22 protein-coding genes and 1 tRNA gene are annotated in these 15,503 nt (G+C 63.2%); 9 read left to right on the top strand and 14 right to left on the bottom strand.

Going from position 1 to position 15,503, the window contains the following annotated elements:
- Positions 1–4 precede the first annotated feature (4 nt).
- The 4 genes from B9A11_RS04245 to aroQ all read right to left on the bottom strand — a co-directional run bounded on the left by B9A11_RS04245 (position 5) and on the right by aroQ (position 3,430).
- Positions 5–640, bottom strand: coding sequence for an RNA-binding protein (locus tag B9A11_RS04245; protein WP_058245614.1), 636 nt, complete (start codon positions 638–640; stop codon positions 5–7).
- A 6-nt stretch (positions 641–646) separates the two neighbouring features.
- The gene (gene nusA, locus B9A11_RS04240; RefSeq protein ID WP_058245615.1) at positions 647–2,260 is read right to left on the bottom strand and encodes a transcription termination factor NusA; all 1,614 of its coding nucleotides are present in this window, start codon (positions 2,258–2,260) and stop codon (positions 647–649) included.
- Positions 2,261–2,264: 4 nt separating this feature from the next.
- The gene (gene rimP, locus B9A11_RS04235; protein WP_058245616.1) at positions 2,265–2,852 is read right to left on the bottom strand and encodes a ribosome maturation factor RimP; all 588 of its coding nucleotides are present in this window, start codon (positions 2,850–2,852) and stop codon (positions 2,265–2,267) included.
- 149 nt (positions 2,853–3,001) lie between these two features.
- The gene (gene aroQ, locus B9A11_RS04230; RefSeq protein WP_058245617.1) at positions 3,002–3,430 is read right to left on the bottom strand and encodes a type II 3-dehydroquinate dehydratase; all 429 of its coding nucleotides are present in this window, start codon (positions 3,428–3,430) and stop codon (positions 3,002–3,004) included.
- A gap of 238 nt (positions 3,431–3,668) precedes the next feature.
- On the opposite strand from aroQ, the gene B9A11_RS04225 reads away from it, so the two are divergent.
- Together B9A11_RS04225 and B9A11_RS04220 are read left to right on the top strand one after the other, a co-directional pair.
- Complete coding sequence (locus tag B9A11_RS04225; protein WP_058245618.1) at positions 3,669–4,841, top strand: sensor histidine kinase; 1,173 nt, start codon at positions 3,669–3,671, stop codon at positions 4,839–4,841.
- Entirely contained in the window at positions 4,838–5,245 is a 408-nt protein-coding gene (locus B9A11_RS04220) for a response regulator (protein ID WP_234988719.1), read from the top strand. Before B9A11_RS04225 ends, B9A11_RS04220 begins: the two co-directional genes overlap by 4 nt.
- A gap of 86 nt (positions 5,246–5,331) precedes the next feature.
- Here the strand turns inward: B9A11_RS04220 and B9A11_RS04215 are convergent.
- Positions 5,332–5,418, bottom strand: a tRNA-Leu gene (locus B9A11_RS04215).
- Between the two features lie 150 nt (positions 5,419–5,568).
- Here B9A11_RS04215 and B9A11_RS04210 point away from each other — a divergent pair.
- The gene (locus B9A11_RS04210) at positions 5,569–6,552 is read left to right on the top strand and encodes a complex I NDUFA9 subunit family protein (RefSeq protein WP_058245619.1); all 984 of its coding nucleotides are present in this window, start codon (positions 5,569–5,571) and stop codon (positions 6,550–6,552) included.
- 76 nt (positions 6,553–6,628) lie between these two features.
- On the opposite strand, the gene B9A11_RS04205 is transcribed toward B9A11_RS04210, so the two are convergent.
- The 4 genes from B9A11_RS04205 to B9A11_RS04190 all read right to left on the bottom strand — a co-directional run bounded on the left by B9A11_RS04205 (position 6,629) and on the right by B9A11_RS04190 (position 8,239).
- The gene (locus tag B9A11_RS04205) at positions 6,629–6,892 is read right to left on the bottom strand and encodes a DUF6455 family protein (RefSeq protein ID WP_058245620.1); all 264 of its coding nucleotides are present in this window, start codon (positions 6,890–6,892) and stop codon (positions 6,629–6,631) included.
- Positions 6,889–7,182, bottom strand: a complete 294-nt coding sequence (locus tag B9A11_RS04200; protein ID WP_058245621.1) for a DUF6455 family protein — start codon at positions 7,180–7,182, stop codon at positions 6,889–6,891. The genes B9A11_RS04205 and B9A11_RS04200 overlap by 4 nt, the downstream gene beginning before the upstream one ends.
- Before the next feature lie 4 nt (positions 7,183–7,186).
- Positions 7,187–7,444 carry a DUF6455 family protein gene (locus tag B9A11_RS04195; protein ID WP_058245622.1) on the bottom strand — a complete coding sequence of 86 codons (258 nt, stop codon included), beginning with the start codon at positions 7,442–7,444 and terminating at the stop codon, positions 7,187–7,189.
- A 96-nt stretch (positions 7,445–7,540) separates the two neighbouring features.
- A complete protein-coding gene (locus tag B9A11_RS04190) occupies positions 7,541–8,239 on the bottom strand; it encodes a M48 family metallopeptidase (protein ID WP_058245623.1) in 699 nt (232 codons plus the stop codon).
- Between the two features lie 106 nt (positions 8,240–8,345).
- Here B9A11_RS04190 and B9A11_RS04185 point away from each other — a divergent pair, with 106 nt between their 5' ends.
- Together B9A11_RS04185 and B9A11_RS04180 are read left to right on the top strand one after the other, a co-directional pair.
- The gene (locus B9A11_RS04185) at positions 8,346–8,714 is read left to right on the top strand and encodes a thiol-disulfide oxidoreductase DCC family protein (RefSeq protein ID WP_058246386.1); all 369 of its coding nucleotides are present in this window, start codon (positions 8,346–8,348) and stop codon (positions 8,712–8,714) included.
- A gap of 45 nt (positions 8,715–8,759) precedes the next feature.
- The gene (locus B9A11_RS04180; protein ID WP_058245624.1) at positions 8,760–9,005 is read left to right on the top strand and encodes a hypothetical protein; all 246 of its coding nucleotides are present in this window, start codon (positions 8,760–8,762) and stop codon (positions 9,003–9,005) included.
- Here B9A11_RS04180 and B9A11_RS04175 read toward each other — a convergent pair.
- Positions 9,002–9,259, bottom strand: coding sequence for a DUF167 domain-containing protein (locus B9A11_RS04175; protein WP_058245625.1), 258 nt, complete (start codon positions 9,257–9,259; stop codon positions 9,002–9,004). The two genes, B9A11_RS04180 and B9A11_RS04175, sit on opposite strands and share 4 nt — an antisense overlap.
- Positions 9,260–9,355: 96 nt before the next feature.
- On the opposite strand from B9A11_RS04175, the gene B9A11_RS04170 reads away from it, so the two are divergent.
- Positions 9,356–9,934, top strand: coding sequence for a nitroreductase family protein (locus B9A11_RS04170; protein ID WP_058245626.1), 579 nt, complete (start codon positions 9,356–9,358; stop codon positions 9,932–9,934).
- Positions 9,931–10,620 (top strand): EI24 domain-containing protein, encoded by a 690-nt coding sequence (locus B9A11_RS04165; protein ID WP_058245627.1) that lies wholly within the window; start codon positions 9,931–9,933, stop codon positions 10,618–10,620. Before B9A11_RS04170 ends, B9A11_RS04165 begins: the two co-directional genes overlap by 4 nt.
- A gap of 40 nt (positions 10,621–10,660) precedes the next feature.
- On the opposite strand, the gene B9A11_RS04160 is transcribed toward B9A11_RS04165, so the two are convergent.
- Together B9A11_RS04160 and mce are read right to left on the bottom strand one after the other, a co-directional pair.
- Entirely contained in the window at positions 10,661–10,951 is a 291-nt protein-coding gene (locus B9A11_RS04160) for a DUF1467 family protein (protein WP_058245628.1), read from the bottom strand.
- The gene (gene mce / locus B9A11_RS04155) at positions 10,951–11,355 is read right to left on the bottom strand and encodes a methylmalonyl-CoA epimerase (protein ID WP_058245629.1); all 405 of its coding nucleotides are present in this window, start codon (positions 11,353–11,355) and stop codon (positions 10,951–10,953) included. The genes B9A11_RS04160 and mce overlap by 1 nt, the downstream gene beginning before the upstream one ends.
- A 131-nt stretch (positions 11,356–11,486) precedes the next feature.
- Here mce and B9A11_RS04150 point away from each other — a divergent pair, with 131 nt between their 5' ends.
- Positions 11,487–12,203 (top strand): response regulator, encoded by a 717-nt coding sequence (locus B9A11_RS04150; RefSeq protein WP_058245630.1) that lies wholly within the window; start codon positions 11,487–11,489, stop codon positions 12,201–12,203.
- On the opposite strand, the gene B9A11_RS04145 is transcribed toward B9A11_RS04150, so the two are convergent.
- Together B9A11_RS04145 and B9A11_RS04140 are read right to left on the bottom strand one after the other, a co-directional pair.
- Entirely contained in the window at positions 12,204–13,412 is a 1,209-nt protein-coding gene (locus B9A11_RS04145; protein ID WP_058245631.1) for a DUF1501 domain-containing protein, read from the bottom strand.
- A 3-nt stretch (positions 13,413–13,415) separates the two neighbouring features.
- Positions 13,416–14,804 carry a DUF1800 domain-containing protein gene (locus B9A11_RS04140; protein ID WP_058245632.1) on the bottom strand — a complete coding sequence of 463 codons (1,389 nt, stop codon included), beginning with the start codon at positions 14,802–14,804 and terminating at the stop codon, positions 13,416–13,418.
- A gap of 126 nt (positions 14,805–14,930) precedes the next feature.
- On the opposite strand from B9A11_RS04140, the gene B9A11_RS04135 reads away from it, so the two are divergent.
- The gene (locus B9A11_RS04135; protein WP_058245633.1) at positions 14,931–15,407 is read left to right on the top strand and encodes a hemerythrin domain-containing protein; all 477 of its coding nucleotides are present in this window, start codon (positions 14,931–14,933) and stop codon (positions 15,405–15,407) included.
- Positions 15,408–15,503 lie beyond the last annotated feature (96 nt).

Raw genomic sequence — 15,503 nt, 5'->3', positions numbered from 1 at the left:
TTCTTCATCCTTTCCGGCGGCCCCTGCCGCCGCGATCCGCATCGGACGTTCCGACGCGTATACCCTTCAATCTTTGGGCTTCCTCTACTACACGAGGCGTGAGTCCACCAGCGCCAAGCGCTGCATGTATCACAGTTTGTCGCCCGAAGGCCATGCCCAGCTCGTCGGCCGTCAGCCAGCCGATATAAGTCCCGCCATATGGCGTGCTTAGTTTGGTCTTGCCGCGTGCCGATCCGTCTTCGGCTTGGATCAGGACGCGGGCTTCTTCTTTCATGAGCCAGTCCTTGACCTTTTCGTAGCCGGACACGGCCCCCCCGCCCTTGCGGGCGAGGCTGATCAAGTCGATCACGCGTTTGGCAAGCATCTGCTCCAGCAGGTCAGGCAGGCCATCGGGCACCTGAACCGGCTGCTTTGCCGCACGAGAGAACAGCCCCTTTTTCGCCGCCTTTTCCAAAGCGGCCCGGTCGGCAGAGACATATAGTCCCCGCCCCGGCAGTTTTCCAGCCAGATCCGGCACAATTCGTCCGTCCGGGCCGACGACAAAGCGGATCAGACCCTGTTTCGGCTGCGCCTCGCCGGTGGCGATGCACTTGCGTTCGGGTCCGTCTGCGTTGTCCTTGGGGCGTCCACCGCGCGACATAAGGGCTTACTCCTCGGCCTCTTCGGCGATCTCTTCGCCGTCTTCTTCGTCGGCTTCGAGTTCGGTGGGGTCGACCCAGCCCAGCAGGACGCGGGCGGTCATCACGAGGTTCTGCGCATCCTCAAGCGACACGTCGAACTTTTCGAGCAGACCTTCGTCCTTGACGCGTTGGCCGTTCTGGGTGGTCCAGCCGCCGGCCAGTTCCCAGTCGGCGCAGGTCGCGAAATCTTCGAGCGTCTTGATGCCGTCTTCGGCCAGCGCTTCGACCATCTGCGGGGTCAGGCCGTCAAAGCCAAGCAGGCTGTCGTCGACGCCCAGCTCGCGGGCGCGTTCCACGGCCTTGCGGGCTTGCTCTTCGAGGAACTCGCGGGCGCGGGTTTGCAGCTCGTTGGCGGTGTCTTCGTCGACGCCGTCGATGACCAGCAGTTCATCCTGCTCAACATAGGCGACCTCTTCGAGGCTGGTGAAGCCTTCGGAAACCAGCAGCTGGGCAAAGAATTCGTCCAGATCCAGCGTGTCCATGAACAGCTTGGTGCGGACTTCGAATTCGGCCTGACGACGCTTGGATTCTTCTTCCTCGGTCATGATGTCGATATCCAGTCCGGTCAGCTGAGAGGCCAGACGCACGTTCTGACCGCGGCGACCGATCGCCAGCGACAGCTGCTCGTCGGGGACGACAACTTCGATGCGCTCGGCTTCTTCATCCAGAACCACCTTGGAGACTTCAGCGGGCTGCAAAGCGTTCACGAGGAAGGTCGGCATATCCTCGTTCCACGGGATAATGTCGATTTTCTCGCCCTGAAGCTCGTTCACAACGGCCTGCACGCGGCTACCGCGCATACCGACGCACGCGCCCACGGGGTCGATGCCGCCGTCATAGGAAATGACAGCGATCTTGGCGCGCGAGCCGGGGTCACGGGCGACGGCCTTGATTTCGATGATGCCGTCGTAGATTTCCGGCACTTCCATCTTGAACAGCTCGGCCATGAATTCCGGCGCGGTGCGCGACAGGAAGATCTGCGGGCCACGGGTCTCGCGGCGCACGTCCTTGATGTAGCAGCGGATGCGGTCGCCGGGGCGGTACGCTTCGCGGCCGATCTTTTCGTTGCGGCGCAGGATCGCCTCGCCACGGCCCACGTCGACGATGACGTTGCCGTATTCCTCGCGCTTGACCAGACCGTTGATGATCGTGCCGTTGCGGTCCTTGAATTCGTCGTACTGGCGGTCACGCTCGGCTTCGCGCACCTTTTGCAGGATCACCTGCTTGGCGGATTGCGCGGCGATGCGGCCCAGTTCCACCGGCGGGACTTCTTCGACAAAGGTGTCGCCCACCTTCGGGTCGGCCATGTACTGCTTGGCCTGCTGAACGGTCAGCTCGGCCTGGTAGTTTTCCAGCTCTTCGTCCTCGACGACGGTGCGCACGCGGGTAAAGGTCGCCTTGCCGGTGCGGCGGTCGATGGACACGCGAATGTCCATTTCCGCGCCGTAGCGGGATTTCGCCGCGCGGGCGAGCGATTCTTCCATCGCTTCGACCACCAGACCGGGGTCGATCATCTTTTCGCGCGCCACCGCTTCGGCAGTTTGCAGCAGCTCCAGCTGGTTGGCAGAGGTAATTGCCATGGTCTTACTCCTCTTCCCGAGCGTCGTCGTCGGATTCGATCTCGTCAAACTTGGTTTCGTCCACGATGCCGGCGGCCTTGCGGGCGCGCAGCATCTCGCGGATCAATTCATCGGTCATCACCAGCTTGGCCTCGGCCAGCCAGTCAAAGTGCAGGCCCACGGTGACCTCTTCGCCCTCTTGGTCAAGGTTCACCAGCACTTCGCCGTCCTCGACCCCGGCCAGGATGCCGCGAAAGCGCTTGCGACCGTCGATCAGGTCGGCGGTCTCGATCTTGGCCTCGTAGCCCTCGTAGGTTTCGAAATCCTTGAGGCGGGTCAGCGGGCGGTCGATGCCGGGGCTGGACACCTCTAGGTTATAGGCGTCAAGGATCGGGTCCTCGACGTCCAGAATGGCGCTGATGGCGGTGCTGATCTGGGCGCATTCGTCCACTTCGATCCCGCCGCCGGGGCGTTCGGCCATGATTTGCAGGGTCGGCGTGTTGCCGCCCATCAGGCGCACGCGGACCAGCTCGAATCCCATGTCCTCGATGACCGGAGTGATAATCTCGGCCAGACGCTGATCCATGCCGGTCTTGGCGATCATGTTCGTCATTGTCACTTGCCTTTCGGGCATAAAAAAACGGGCCAGCGGCCCGCACATCTTTTCGGTAGCGTGCCGGGTTTGGACCCCAGCGCGCCGCTGTTGATTGGGCGTATACGCAATTCCCGTCCAGTTTGCAAGGAAAAGCGTGGGGCCGGTCGTCAGGCCAGTTGGCAGACCCGCCGCGTGCCCGCTGCGTAGCCTTCGAGGCCGAGCCCCGCGATCACGCCATCGGCGCGCATCGAGACATAGGAATGGTGGCGAAAGCTTTCGCGTTTGTGGACCTGAGAGATATGCACCTCCATCACCGGACCTTCAAAGGCATTAAGCGCATCGAGAATCGCGATCGACGTATGGGTGAAGGCGCCGGGGTTCATGACGATGCCGCAGGCGGCCTCGCGCGCTTCGTGGATCCAGTCGATCAGCTGGCCTTCGTGGTTGGACTGCATCAGCTTGACGTCAAAGCCCTCGGCGCAGGCCGCGCGGCACAGCTTTTCAACATCCTCCAGCGTTTCATAACCGTAGATTTCGGGCTGGCGTTTGCCCAGAAGGTTTAGATTCGGGCCATTGAGGATGTAGATCGTTTTCATGGGCTGTTTTCCTGTGCAAAGCGCCGTTTGGATGCGCCAATTGACCGGGTTTGGTCAAGTTGACGACGCTTATTTCAGGAAAAACAGGGCGGAATTTAGCCAATTTGGCCGGATGCCACTATAACGATTTGAGGTCTGTTAAGGGATAGGTAAGCTCTTCGTGTGCGTAATAAACACTCTTGGGGGCACTTTTTTAAGGGTACGCTTTGGGCGTGCATTAAGGACGGGGGGAAGCAGAATGCGGCAAACCCTTCAACGGCTTGGTTTGTTCAATGGCGCGCCCGAAGTGGGCTTTGACGCCCTGTGCAGCCTGTCCGCCTCTGTCTTGGGGACCGATGGCGCGGCGCTGACCATTTTTGATTTCGAAACCGACAAACTGTCGGTCAAAAGTGTGGTCGGCCTGAACGGTTTCACCGATGCCAACAGGGTATATGAGATTGGAACGTCGCTTGGGAAATACGCGATTTCGCGTCCCGGTGCCTGGGGAATTTCCGATACGCGGGAACATGCGCTGGCGCAGGACATCATCGACGCGGGGCAGGATGTGCCACAGGCGTATCTCGGTGCGCGGGTCTACCTGCCAGAGCGTCAGCCCATCGGCGTCCTGTCGGTGGCCAGCAGCACGCCGCGGCATTGGACCGAGCAGGACAAAGCCATGCTGAGCAAGGTGGCCGACTGCGTGTCGAACGAAATTCGCCGGGTGTGCGAGGCGGACGCAGCCCGGCGTTTGCGGATTGAACAGCGCGACCTGAGCTATGCGCTGTCGCATGATTTGCGCGCGCCCTCCAACACGCTGCGAATGATCCTGCAAGAATTCGAAGCGCACCGCGACCAGCTGCCCGAAGACCTGCTGATGTTCCTCGATCAGGGGCAGATCTCTTTGGATCGGATGGGCGCGCAGGTCGCCAAGGTGCTGGATTACTCGCGCATCATTGCCCGTCCGCGGGAAAGAGAGGCGATTGATCTCAATATCGTCTGTGCCGCGGCGATGGTGGATTTGCGCACCCAGATCGTCAACGCGCAGGCCGACATCGAAATCGAAGATCTGCCCACGGTTGAGGGCGACTTTGAACAGTTGCGTGTGGTCTTTGAAAACCTGCTGAGCAACGCGATCAAGTTTCGCCGCCCCGATGTGCCCGTCCGTGTGCGCGTGACGCGGCAGGATATGCCGGATGCGCGCCGCCACTGCATCCAGATCAGCGACAATGGCCTTGGCATCCCGGTCGAGTTCCAAAAGAAGGTGTTTGAGCTCTTTGTGCGCCTGCACCTGCACGAGGATTATCCGGGGTCTGGCCTGGGGCTGACGCTGTGCCGGCAGCTGGTCGAATCGCACTATGGCATTCTTGGGCTGACGTCCGATGGTGCGACCGGATCAGAGTTTTCCATCTGGCTCCCCATGAGGTCGGAATGACCAAAGCGGGCGACGACAAGAAATGGGTGGCGATGACCGTCGATGACGAGCGGTTTGATCAGATGCTGTACAAGCGGCTGATCGACCGGACGGGTCTGTTTTCGCAGATCATCACGGCGCAAACCGTGCCTCAGGCGTTTGATGCGCTGAAAAACCCGGACTTGCCGACGCCGGATGTGATCTTTTTGGACATCAACATGCCCGGCATCTCGGGATTCGATTTCCTGGATATGGTGCCGGATCAGCTTGGCCCGCAGTTGCAGGACGTCCCGGTTGTCATGCTGACCACCTCTTTGGACCCGCGCGACCGGGAAAGAGCCTCTCAATACCCGATGGTGCGCCAGTTTCTGAGCAAGCCGCTGACACAGGACGATCTGCTTGGTGTGGTCGCCCTGCTGGAGTGATTTGGCGCGGGGTGAACACGGGATCTGAATGGCTGGGGTCTAAAACCAAAAAAGCCCCTAAGGCGTTGAACCTTAGGGGCTTTTTATGGTGCCCAGAAGAGGACTCGAACCTCCACGGCCTTGCGGCCACTGGCACCTGAAGCCAGCGCGTCTACCAATTCCGCCATCTGGGCAACGGGTTGGTGAGGGGGCTTCTACGCATACCTAGGGGGGGTGTCAACAAACTTTTTTAAAAGAATTTCACTTCTCCTCTGCTGCGCCTTGCTCACAAGGGTTTAGGGGGGTATTCCTCCTCTCGCACGCACTGGTTTAGGAGTTGGCCGATGTCGAAACTCGTCACCATTTTTGGCGGTTCAGGATTTGTTGGGCGCTACATTGCACGCCGCATGGCGAAAGAGGGGTGGCGCGTTCGCGTGGCGGTCCGTCGTCCCAATGAGGCGCTGTTCGTCAAGCCGTATGGCGCCGTCGGTCAGGTGGAACCGATTCTTGCGAATATTCGCGACGATGCCAGCGTGCGCGCTGCCCTGCATGGCGCAGACGCGGTTGTGAACTGCGTTGGTACCTTTGACGCGGGCGGCAAGAACAACTTTGACGCCGTGCAGAATCTTGGCGCGGAACGCATCGCCAAGCTCGCCGCCGAAGAGGGCGTCGCGCGCATGGTCCACATTTCGGCCATCGGCGCGGATGCCGATTCTGAAAGCGGTTACGCAAAATCCAAGGCCGAAGGCGAAGCCGCCGTCCTGCGCCACATGCCGGACGCGATGATTCTGCGCCCCTCGGTGATCTTTGGCCCCGAGGACGCATTCTTTAACCGTTTCGCGACAATGACGCGGTTCTCGCTGATTCTGCCGTTGGTTGGCGCAAGCACCAAGTTCCAGCCGGTCTATGTCGATGACGTGGCCAAGGCCGCCGTTCAGGGCGTGCTGGGCACCGCGGCGCCGGGCATCTACGAGCTGGGCGGGCCGGAGGTGTCGACTTTCCGCGCGCTGATGGAGCAGATGCTGCGCGTGATCAACCGCCGCCGAGCGATCGTGAACATCCCGTTCTTTGTCGCCGGGCCGATGGCGTCGGTGATGCAGGTGGTGGACACGCTGTCGCTGGGTCTGGTGCCCGCGCAGATCACCAAGGATCAGGTGATCAACCTGCGTAAAGACAACGTTGTGGCCGAGGATGCCAAGGGGCTGTCTGATCTGGGAATCACCCCGGTCTCTGCCGAGGCGGTTCTGCCCGACTATCTGTGGCGCTTCCGTCCGTCGGGCCAGTACGACGCGATCAAGGAATCGGCCAAGAACCTGCGCGCGCACTAAGCCTTGGCGACAAACACAAACAAGGGCGGTCCAAGCGGGCCGCCCTTTGTCATCTCGGACCCCCTGTTGCGGGGCGTCAGTGCATCTTTTTCAACTCGGTCAGCAGGGCCGCGTTGCAGCATCCCGGAGGCGCAGAGGCCGACCCCGGCACCTGCCGCGACAGCCATTCCTGGCAGGCCTCGACCAGCGCGCAGCCCCGGCAGCAGGTCACCATGCCAGCGTAGGCTTCGGGCGCAAGGCGGCCTTCGTTCATTTCATCGCTGAGGCTCAGCCCCATGACGCGCGCCACGCTGCGGGTCATGAAAAAGTGTCGGGCGGGGTCGCCGAGATGTCGGATCATGTCGTGCTCTCCTCGAGGGTGGCCTTGATCTTGGCCAGTCGGGTCTTGTTCAGGCAGCTGTGCGGCAGGTCGCGGTCCGCGTCGGTGGGCAGGTCCAGCCAGTGGTCGCAGCCTTCGGCCCATCGGCAGCCCCGGCATCTGGTCACGATCGCGGCCCAGTCGTCGTGGGTCAGCAGGCCTTGGTCCCAGGCGCGGACCAGATCCACGCCGGTCGCCTTGGCCATGCGCTGCACCAGCCAGTAATGCTCGTTTTCTTCGCCAAGGGGGCGAAAGGGGGCGAGGTCTTCCATCCGCTCACCCCCACTTGAGGTCTTGGAACATCTGGCCGTTGCGGCAGTAGTCCGGGCCTTGGGTCGCCTCGCCAGATTGCGCCGCCAACCAGTGTTCGCAGGTATCCGGGTTGCTGCATCCGGTGCAGCGCAGAACCGCGTCCTCCAGCTCGGTGACGGTGAGTTTGCCGCGCAGGATCTGCTCTTCCAGATCAACGCCTTGGGCCTGCGCCATGTCATCGACCAGACGGGCGTGACGCTTGAGTGTCTTGGTGCTTTGCATCGCTGTCTCCCTTGTATGAGGGACAGACTACCTGCACGCGAGCGGGTCGCGCCTTGATGCAGGTCAACGCCGGGAAAACCCCGTGCCTACAGGGGGTTACATCCCCGCAACGGTGTCTTTGACCACCTGAAGCCGCGATGCGTTGGGCGGATGAGACCCCAAGAATCGATTCCCCGGATCGGGCAGCCGGTTGAAATACAGCGCCCCGCGCAGCGGATCATAGCCCGCACGGGCGGCGATGATCGTCCCCAGCTTGTCGGCTTCCAGCTCAAAATCCTTGGAGAAACTGCGCGCTCCGGCGACAGAGCCGGCATCCCGCGCCGCTTCGATCTCTTGCGGAGTGGCGCCCAGAATCGCCGCGGTGCCCGACAGCACGACCGCGCCCAGCGTGGCGTTCAACCGGGTCTTGGCAAGGTGATCCTGAATGTGGTGCGCCGCCTCGTGCCCCATGACAAAGGCCAGCTCGTCGGCGTTGTGCACCTCGTTGATCAGCGCGATGTTAAAGGCCAGAACCGGGCGGCCAAAGCGGTCTTCGGTCTGAAAAGCGTTGGGCGGCTGGCCGGGGCGGTCATCCACCACGATGTTGAAATCGCAGTTCATGCCGCGCGTGCGCTGGCGGCATTCGCGTTCAGCCACAGGTTCGACCGTTTCGACCACCTCGATGAACATCCGCGCCGCCCGCACAGAGCTGGGAGGCGGGCCAACAGGCGCGCTGACCGACAGCTCGGGTTGGTCCATGGTCTCGACGGTGCAGGCGGAGGCCAACAAAAACAACAGGGGGGCTAAGCGGCGCATTGCAGCTCCTGACAAGAGTTCCTCAGACAAGATAGGGCGGCGCGCGGCGCTGCGCCAGACCTTGGTGATCACTTGGCGGTGCATCGCCGGGCGCTATATGACGGGGATGAGCGAGAAAACCACAGTCATCTACAACGACACCTGCCCGATCTGTTCGCGCGAAGTGGACGGCTACAAGCGGCTGACGGCGCAGGATGCCACCATCGGCTATCACGGTCTCAGTGCCTGCGATCTGGCGCGCTTTGGTCTGACGCCGGATCAGGCGGCGCGGCGCTTTCATGTGGTCAAAGGCGGTCAACTGCTGTCGGGAATGCCCGCCTTTGCCGCGCTGTGGCAGGACATTCCGCGCCTGCGCTGGTTGGCGCGGGTGGTGCGTGCGCCGATCATCCGGCCTGCGGTCGGCGCGCTCTATGACCACGTCGCCGCGCCGATCCTATATAAGATGCACAAACGTCGGCAGCGCCGCGCCGGATGACGGTTTGCTATTCCCCTGCCGCGCGGCCAGCGCTAGGCTGATCTTATGTTCAGTGTAGAGCACGAATTCGACGCCACCGTTGTCACCCTCGTGGATGAGGGCGAAAGCTATCTGCAAGAGGACGTGGTTGTCTCGTCCTTCGAAGAATGCATCACGGTCGAGCAGTACGATCCCCGCGAAAACCGCACCCACAAGGTGACGCTGTCCCTCACCCAGATGAAAGACCTGATCGCCGCCGTCAGTATGCCCGAGGGCGTGTACCGGCGCGGCGAGCTGACCGAGGACGGCTAGGGTTCGATCCGAAAGACCTTGTCGCGCGAGGTTTCTCCGCGCACCAATGGCAGGCGCGATTTCGGCACGCCAAGCGCCTTGGCCAGCAGCTTTTGCACCATCGCCGTGGCTTTGCCGCCTTCTGGCACCGTGGTCACATAGACGCGCAGACCGTCCTCTGTGCGCTCAATCCGGTTGCGCGAGGCTTTGGGCGTGACGCGCACGGCGATCATCGCGCCCGGCTGGGCAAGGTCGGAAAGGTCGGTCTTGGGCATGGCTACCCGCTAACACCCTGTGTGAAAACGCGCAATATTCCCGGTTGAAATGTCGCCCCGCAGCGCTGACATAGTTTGCAACGAATAGGAGACGTCATGCCCGTTGCAAATCCCCAAGCCCTTGAGTTCCTTTTGACCCGCCGTTCGCGCCCGTCCAAGACCCTGCGCGCCCCTGCGCCCGATGCTGAGCAGCTCAAGGTTCTGCTGACCGCCGCCGCGCGCACGCCGGACCATGGCAAGCTGGAACCGTGGCGCTTTATCGTGCTGCAAGGCGATGCGTTGCAGCGGATGGGCAAGGCCGCCGAGGCCTGCGGCGCGCGGCTGGGCAAGGATGCAGAGGCTTGCGCCAAGGCGGCCAATGCCTTTGCCACCTCGCCACTCTGTGTCGCCGTGATCGAAGTGCAAAAGCCGTCGGAAAAAGTCCCGCCGGTGGAACAGACCTACTCCGCCGGGGCGGTCTGCCTTGCGCTGCTCAACGCCGCGTTGGCGGACGGCTGGGGCGCGAACTGGCTGTCGGGCTGGACCTCGCATGACCGGGGCTTCATCACCGAGAACTTGGGCCTTGCGGACAACGAAACCGTCGCCGGCTTCATCCACATCGGCACCGAAGGCAAGGCCCCGCCCGAGCGTCCGCGCCCCGATCTGGACGCCATCACCACTTGGGTTTCCGAATGATCTTTGGCGCGTTCCTCAAGGCGATTGGCCAGCTGGGCGACCCGCGCTTTCGCGGCGTCTTGCTCAAGGGGATCGGCCTGACGATCCTCGCGCTGGCCGTCGCCGGGTATCTGTTTGTCAAAGGCGCGGGCTGGCTGGTCGGGGATGAGATCTGGCTGCCCTATTTCGGCACGGTGCAATGGGTCGACGACGCCGTCAGCTGGGCGATGATCCCGCTGACGCTGGTCTTGTCGGTGTTCCTGATGGTGCCGGTGGCGTCGGCGATGACCTCGATCTTTCTCGATGACGTGGCCCAGGCGGTCGAGGATCGCCACTACCCGCAAGTGGGCCAAGCGCGCCGCGTCGCCCTGTCCGAAGGTCTACAGGACACCTTTAGCTTTCTCGGTGTGCTGATCGTCGCCAACCTATTGGCGTTGATCCTGTATATCTTCCTCGCGCCGCTGGCGCCCTTCATCTTTTGGGGGCTCAACGGGTTCTTGCTGGGGCGGGAATATTTCACGCTGGCGGCCATGCGCCGGGTGGGCCGCGTCGGGGCCAAGGATTTGCGCCGCAAGCATATGGTGACGATCTGGGCGGCGGGGGTGCTGATGGCTGTGCCGCTGACCGTGCCCTTGGTGAACCTGCTGGTGCCGGTTCTGGGGGCCGCGACCTTTACCCATATCTTCCACCGCGTCACCCGCGCCTGAAGCGGGCAGGCCGGGGCCAATCGCGGCCCCGGTTTTCGCGTTATTCTTCGCCCTCGATGGGGGCCATGCGGTTCCACATCATGCGGTCCAAGTCCCGCACGGTGATCATCCCCGACAGGATCACACCCGCGACAATCGCCCAAAGCACCGCCGAAATCCCGGTGGTGATCCAGGCCTTTTTGCGCAGGTTGTGCACCTCGGGCGACCCGGCGTGCGTGCCGGGCACAACCTCGCCCACATCGCCTTGGGTTTTCAGCCGGATCGGGATCACGCACAGGAACGTCATGAACCAGATCACGGCGAACAGAACGATCCCCGAGGTGATGCCCATCAGACTTGCTCCAGCTCGATCAGGCAGCCGTTAAAGTCCTTGGGGTGCAGGAACAGCACGGGCTTGCCGTGTGCGCCGATCTTGGGCTCTCCGGTGCCCAGAACGCGCGCGCCCTGTTCCTTCAGCTTGTCACGCGCGACGATGATGTCGTCCACCTCGTAGCAGACATGGTGCATCCCGCCCGAGGGGTTCTTTTCCAGGAACGCGGTGATCGGAGAGTTGTCGCCCAAGGGGTAGAGCAGCTCGATCTTGGTGTTGGGCAGTTCGATGAACACCACGGTCACGCCGTGGTCGGGTTCGTCCTGCGGGGCGCCGACATTGGCCCCCAGCGTGTCGCGATATTGCGCGGCGGCGGCTTCGAGGTCGGGAACAGCGATAGCAACGTGGTTCAGGCGGCCGATCATGGCAGTCTCCTTTGTCCAATTTGCATCAGGTTATGGCGTCCTGCGCGCGTTCGGACAAGCCCGTGCGTCCTTTAACCGCTTGTTCACCACACACGGGCAATCTGAAGCGACTCGCACCCGGAGGGGATACCATGGATGATACCAAACCACTTGCCGCGCATTTGCGGCCAACCGCCGCCCGCCCGCTGCTGGGCCTGACCATTCTGGTGGTCGAGGACAGCCGCTTTAGCTGTGACGCCATGCGATTGCTGTGTCTGCGATCCGGCGCGCGCATTCGTCGGGCGGACTGTCTGAAATCGGCGCGGCGGCATTTGCGCGTTTATCGGCCTTCGGTCGTCATAATTGATCTGGGGCTGCCTGACGGCTCTGGGGCAGAGCTTATCTCTGAACTGACGGTGGCTTGCCCGCGCGTCGATGTGGTGCTGGGCACCAGCGGGGATAGCTTCTCCGAGGATGTGGCGCTGGCCGCCGGGGCGGATGGGTTCCTGGCAAAGCCGATCACCTCGGTTGCCACCTTCCAGAACGCGATTCTCTCGGCGTTGCCGGTGGAACGCCAGCCTTCGGGGCCGCGTCTGGTGAATGACGATCCGGTGACGCCCGATCCGGTGGCCTACCGCGACGACATGGCCCACGCGGCGGATGTGCTGGATGACAAGGAAAGCGATCGTGCGCTGTCCTACGTGACCCAGTTCCTGACCGGCGTGGCGCGCAGCGCGGGCGACGGTGTGCTGCAAAAGGCCGCCGAAGACCTGGCGGAAACCCGGCGAATGGGCCGTCCGGTGCAGTCGCATCTGGCGCGGCTGGCGGCGCTGGTGCAGGACCGCTTGGCCGACCGCGTGGCGATGTAGCTACAGCAGTAGCTTTGGGTCCGCGCCCAGATCGAGACCGGGAAAGACCGTGGCGGCGATGTCGGACCCATCCAACCCAAACAGCCCGCGCATGATCCACCCAAGGTGGGCGCGCAAATCGCGCGTCGGCATCAGGTCGCGGCGCTCGTACAGGTCGGCCTCGGCCAAGCCCGGCCACTGGCTGACCACTTGGCCACCGCGCACCGCGCCCCCGGCAAGGATCATCGCGCCCCCGGTGCCGTGGTCGGTGCCCTTGGTGCCGTTCAGGCGCACGGTGCGGCCAAACTCTGTCACGGCGACGACGGCGGTCTGGTCCCACGCGTCGCCAAGCCCGCCCTTCAAGGTCAGGATCGTCTGGCTGAGGGCGTCCAGCGACCGGGTCAGGCCGCGCGCTTGGTTCGCGTGGGTGTCCCAGCCGTTGATGGAAAAGCTCGCGATCCGCGCGTCCTCGCGCAGGCGCGCGGCGGCGAACTCGGCCATGCGGGTTTCCGCCCCTGATCCGCGCGCGGCCTTGGCATCGGCGCGCATCATCGACATCATCTCGGCCTGCGAGCCGGTAAAGGCAACCGGGTCGCCGTCGCTGTCCGCCAGATCAAAAGCTGTGGCCAGCGCGCGCGCCATCGCCGGATCGTCCTGCATCACCAGCTGTGCGAGGCGCAACGCCTGCGGTGACAGCGTCAGATCGGTATCAGGCGACCAGCGCGCCACCGGGGCAGGGCCATGCAGCACTGCCATGGCGTCATTGCCGATGGCATAGGCGGTATCCGCCCGCGCGCCACCCAGCAAGGGCAGCATCCGGTTCAGCCAGCCATCGCGGCCAAGCCCACCGGACATGTCGGAAATCCCGGCCTCCAGCCAGTCTTGTCCGTCGAAATGGCTGCGCTTGTCGCGGTAGGGCGTGGACACCGCGTGCACAAACCCCAGCTGCCCCGCCCGCCACAAAGGCTCCAGCGGAGCCAGCCCCGGATGCAGCGCGTAAAAGCCGCCAAGGTCCACCGCGCCCTCGGGCAGCGCGCCGCGCAACGCCGCATAGCCGGGGTCGCCATAGGGCATGACCGCCCCCAGCCCGTCCATCGCCCCGCGCAGGATCAACACGACCAGCCGCGCCTCGCCGGGGGCAGAGGCAAAGGCCACCGGCGTCACCAAGGGCGAGGCCGCCAGCGAACAGCCCATCGCCAGGCTTTGCGTCAGAAATCCACGTCTATCCATGTCTCACATCCTCTGGAACGCGGGCGAGGCCAGCACGAGGCCCACCCCGTCGGCGCGGCTTTCGGCGGCGCTGGCGGCAAAGCGCACCGCCTCGGGGGCATCCGGCCCCAGCGCGGTTTCGACAAAGTTGCGCGGGTCGGGCAGCGCCGGGGTGATCAGCTGCGGCACCGACACGGCCCATTGCAGACGGGCCGCGATGCCTTGGGGGGTGATCCATGCGCTGTCCTCTTCGGGCAGGCCGTCGGGGCCATCGGGCTGTTGCCAGATATGGCCCATCAGGCCCAGCGGATCGGCAAAGCGGATGCGAAACGGCCCCTCGCGCAGCGCGATCAGTGGCTCGGAAGGCACCGCCAGCGCGCGGCAGGCCGAGGTGATGAAATCAAACGGTTGCTTGACGTTCCCCCGCGCAGGCACCCACGCATCGGGGTGGCGCAAAAGCGCGCCGTAGACCGCCATCAGATCGCCGTCGCTGTCCAGCCACGCGCGTTCGATCGTGGCGATCAGCTCCACGGACGGAGTGTCCGAGACGAAATGCACCGCCAGTTTCCAAGCCATGTGCCGCGCCGTCGCCGGGTGCCGCGCAAGGTCGTCCAACACCTGGCGAATGTCCCGCAGCCCTGGTTTCGCGCCGCCATAGCTGCGCCCCAGCACCGTCTCGGCCCCCGGTTCGGCCAAGGCTTTTTTAAAGACGCGGCCCTTTTTGGCGTTGGCGGTCAGGCCGGTCAGCAACTCGGCCAGCTGGCGCACGTCGTCTTGGGTGTACGGCCCATCCGCGCCCATCGTGTGCAGTTCCAGCACCTCGCGGGCGAGGTTTTCGTTTATGCCAAAGCGCTTGTTCGGCTTTTTCAGCGCCCGCGCCGATCCCGGCCCGACCGAGCGTTCCTGATCAAGGTAATGCACCATCAGGGGGTGGGTGACCGCTTCGAACAGCAGGTCGGAAAACCGGCTCGCCAGATGCGGGCGCAGCGCGCTTTGCATATAGGGCGAGGTGCCCCGGCGGATCACGCCGCCCTTGCCCGTCGCGGTGAAATGATCGGCCCAAAAGAACGCCAGCCGCTCGCGCAGGGGCGTTTCGCTATGAATGCGCCGGGCGATATGGGACGCCATCCAGCGCCAGTGATCCTTGCGCGCGATCTTGTTCAGCTCGCGGTTTTGCGCGCGGGCCTCTTCGGCGGCGGGGGTGCCGCGCTGCTGGCGCAGGATCTTGGACAGGGCGTCCTTGGTCCGCATCCGCCCCATGAAGGTCTCAAAATCCTCGATGGGAAAGCGCTGGGCCATGGCGTCGGGCGCGCGCAAGCCATCCAGCATCGCATCCACGCCAGCGGGCGCGGCGATCATCGGCGAGCGGCCACAGCCGAACCGAATGTCGGCAATCACAGGGTCAAAACGCATCAAAGCCTCTTTGTCGTTAACCCTAATATAGGAAGTGCGCCGCGCCCTTGCACCGGCTTTTCCAGACCTTCGGCGGAACCGTGCCCGCCGTGCGTGCGTTGCCCCGACATAACACTGGAGAGAGCCATGACCGATATTTACAGCGCCATCAAAGCCGACCACGATCATCACCGCGACCTTCTGGCCCGGATCAAGGACACCTCTGGCGCGTCCGAGGACCGCAAAGAGGCCTGGGCCGAGTTCTACCACGATGTCAAAAGCCACGCCGCCGCCGAGGAAGAGACGTTTTATTCCAAGCTGATCTCCAAGACCTGGGGTCAGGACGCCGCGCGCCATTCGGTGCACGAGCACCAGCAGCTGGACGACCTGATGGAAGAGCTGAACGAGATGGACATGTCCTCGCCCGCGTGGCTGACCAAGTTCAAGACGTTGGAGCACGACTACCATCACCACATGGACGAGGAAGAGGACGAAGTCTTTACCCGCGCCCGCGAAGTGATCCCCGAGAGCGAAATTAATGGCTTTGGCGACCGGTTCCTCAAGCGCAAGAAAGAGGAAGAAGGGCTGATCGAGAAAAAGAAAGAGGACGCGCTAGAGGATTGATCGCGCTATTAAAAAGGTCAATGCTCCCTATCGAGTGTTGGCCTGCCTTAATAAAGGTTAACGTGCCTTAATAATCGTTAACAAAGTCGTGAAAAG

The sequence above is a fragment of the Tropicibacter naphthalenivorans genome (assembly GCF_900176475.1).
In the GTDB taxonomy this organism is placed as follows: Bacteria; Pseudomonadota; Alphaproteobacteria; order Rhodobacterales; family Rhodobacteraceae; genus Tropicibacter; species Tropicibacter naphthalenivorans.
This window is presented reverse-complemented; position numbering and strand designations above follow the sequence as displayed.

Excerpts from the sequence above, each read along its gene's own strand:
- B9A11_RS04190 (WP_058245623.1), bottom strand. The coding sequence starts at position 8,239 with ATGCGCCGCTTAGCCCCCCTGTTGTTTTTGTTGGCCTCCGCCTGCACC.
- B9A11_RS04160 (WP_058245628.1), bottom strand. The coding sequence starts at position 10,951 with ATGGGCATCACCTCGGGGATCGTTCTGTTCGCCGTGATCTGGTTCATG.
- B9A11_RS04140 (WP_058245632.1), bottom strand. The coding sequence starts at position 14,804 with ATGCGTTTTGACCCTGTGATTGCCGACATTCGGTTCGGCTGTGGCCGC.
- B9A11_RS04170 (WP_058245626.1), top strand. The coding sequence starts at position 9,356 with ATGCCCGTTGCAAATCCCCAAGCCCTTGAGTTCCTTTTGACCCGCCGT.
- B9A11_RS04210 (WP_058245619.1), top strand. The coding sequence starts at position 5,569 with ATGTCGAAACTCGTCACCATTTTTGGCGGTTCAGGATTTGTTGGGCGC.
- aroQ (WP_058245617.1), bottom strand. The coding sequence starts at position 3,430 with ATGAAAACGATCTACATCCTCAATGGCCCGAATCTAAACCTTCTGGGC.
- B9A11_RS04175 (WP_058245625.1), bottom strand. The coding sequence starts at position 9,259 with ATGCCCAAGACCGACCTTTCCGACCTTGCCCAGCCGGGCGCGATGATC.
- B9A11_RS04245 (WP_058245614.1), bottom strand. The coding sequence starts at position 640 with ATGTCGCGCGGTGGACGCCCCAAGGACAACGCAGACGGACCCGAACGC.
- rimP (WP_058245616.1), bottom strand. The coding sequence starts at position 2,852 with ATGACGAACATGATCGCCAAGACCGGCATGGATCAGCGTCTGGCCGAG.
- B9A11_RS04185 (WP_058246386.1), top strand. The coding sequence starts at position 8,346 with ATGAGCGAGAAAACCACAGTCATCTACAACGACACCTGCCCGATCTGT.
- B9A11_RS04180 (WP_058245624.1), top strand. The coding sequence starts at position 8,760 with ATGTTCAGTGTAGAGCACGAATTCGACGCCACCGTTGTCACCCTCGTG.
- B9A11_RS04225 (WP_058245618.1), top strand. The coding sequence starts at position 3,669 with ATGCGGCAAACCCTTCAACGGCTTGGTTTGTTCAATGGCGCGCCCGAA.
- mce (WP_058245629.1), bottom strand. The coding sequence starts at position 11,355 with ATGATCGGCCGCCTGAACCACGTTGCTATCGCTGTTCCCGACCTCGAA.
- B9A11_RS04205 (WP_058245620.1), bottom strand. The coding sequence starts at position 6,892 with ATGATCCGACATCTCGGCGACCCCGCCCGACACTTTTTCATGACCCGC.
- B9A11_RS04165 (WP_058245627.1), top strand. The coding sequence starts at position 9,931 with ATGATCTTTGGCGCGTTCCTCAAGGCGATTGGCCAGCTGGGCGACCCG.
- B9A11_RS04195 (WP_058245622.1), bottom strand. The coding sequence starts at position 7,444 with ATGCAAAGCACCAAGACACTCAAGCGTCACGCCCGTCTGGTCGATGAC.
- B9A11_RS04145 (WP_058245631.1), bottom strand. The coding sequence starts at position 13,412 with ATGGATAGACGTGGATTTCTGACGCAAAGCCTGGCGATGGGCTGTTCG.
- nusA (WP_058245615.1), bottom strand. The coding sequence starts at position 2,260 with ATGGCAATTACCTCTGCCAACCAGCTGGAGCTGCTGCAAACTGCCGAA.
- B9A11_RS04135 (WP_058245633.1), top strand. The coding sequence starts at position 14,931 with ATGACCGATATTTACAGCGCCATCAAAGCCGACCACGATCATCACCGC.
- B9A11_RS04150 (WP_058245630.1), top strand. The coding sequence starts at position 11,487 with ATGGATGATACCAAACCACTTGCCGCGCATTTGCGGCCAACCGCCGCC.
- B9A11_RS04220 (WP_234988719.1), top strand. The coding sequence starts at position 4,838 with ATGACCAAAGCGGGCGACGACAAGAAATGGGTGGCGATGACCGTCGAT.
- B9A11_RS04200 (WP_058245621.1), bottom strand. The coding sequence starts at position 7,182 with ATGGAAGACCTCGCCCCCTTTCGCCCCCTTGGCGAAGAAAACGAGCAT.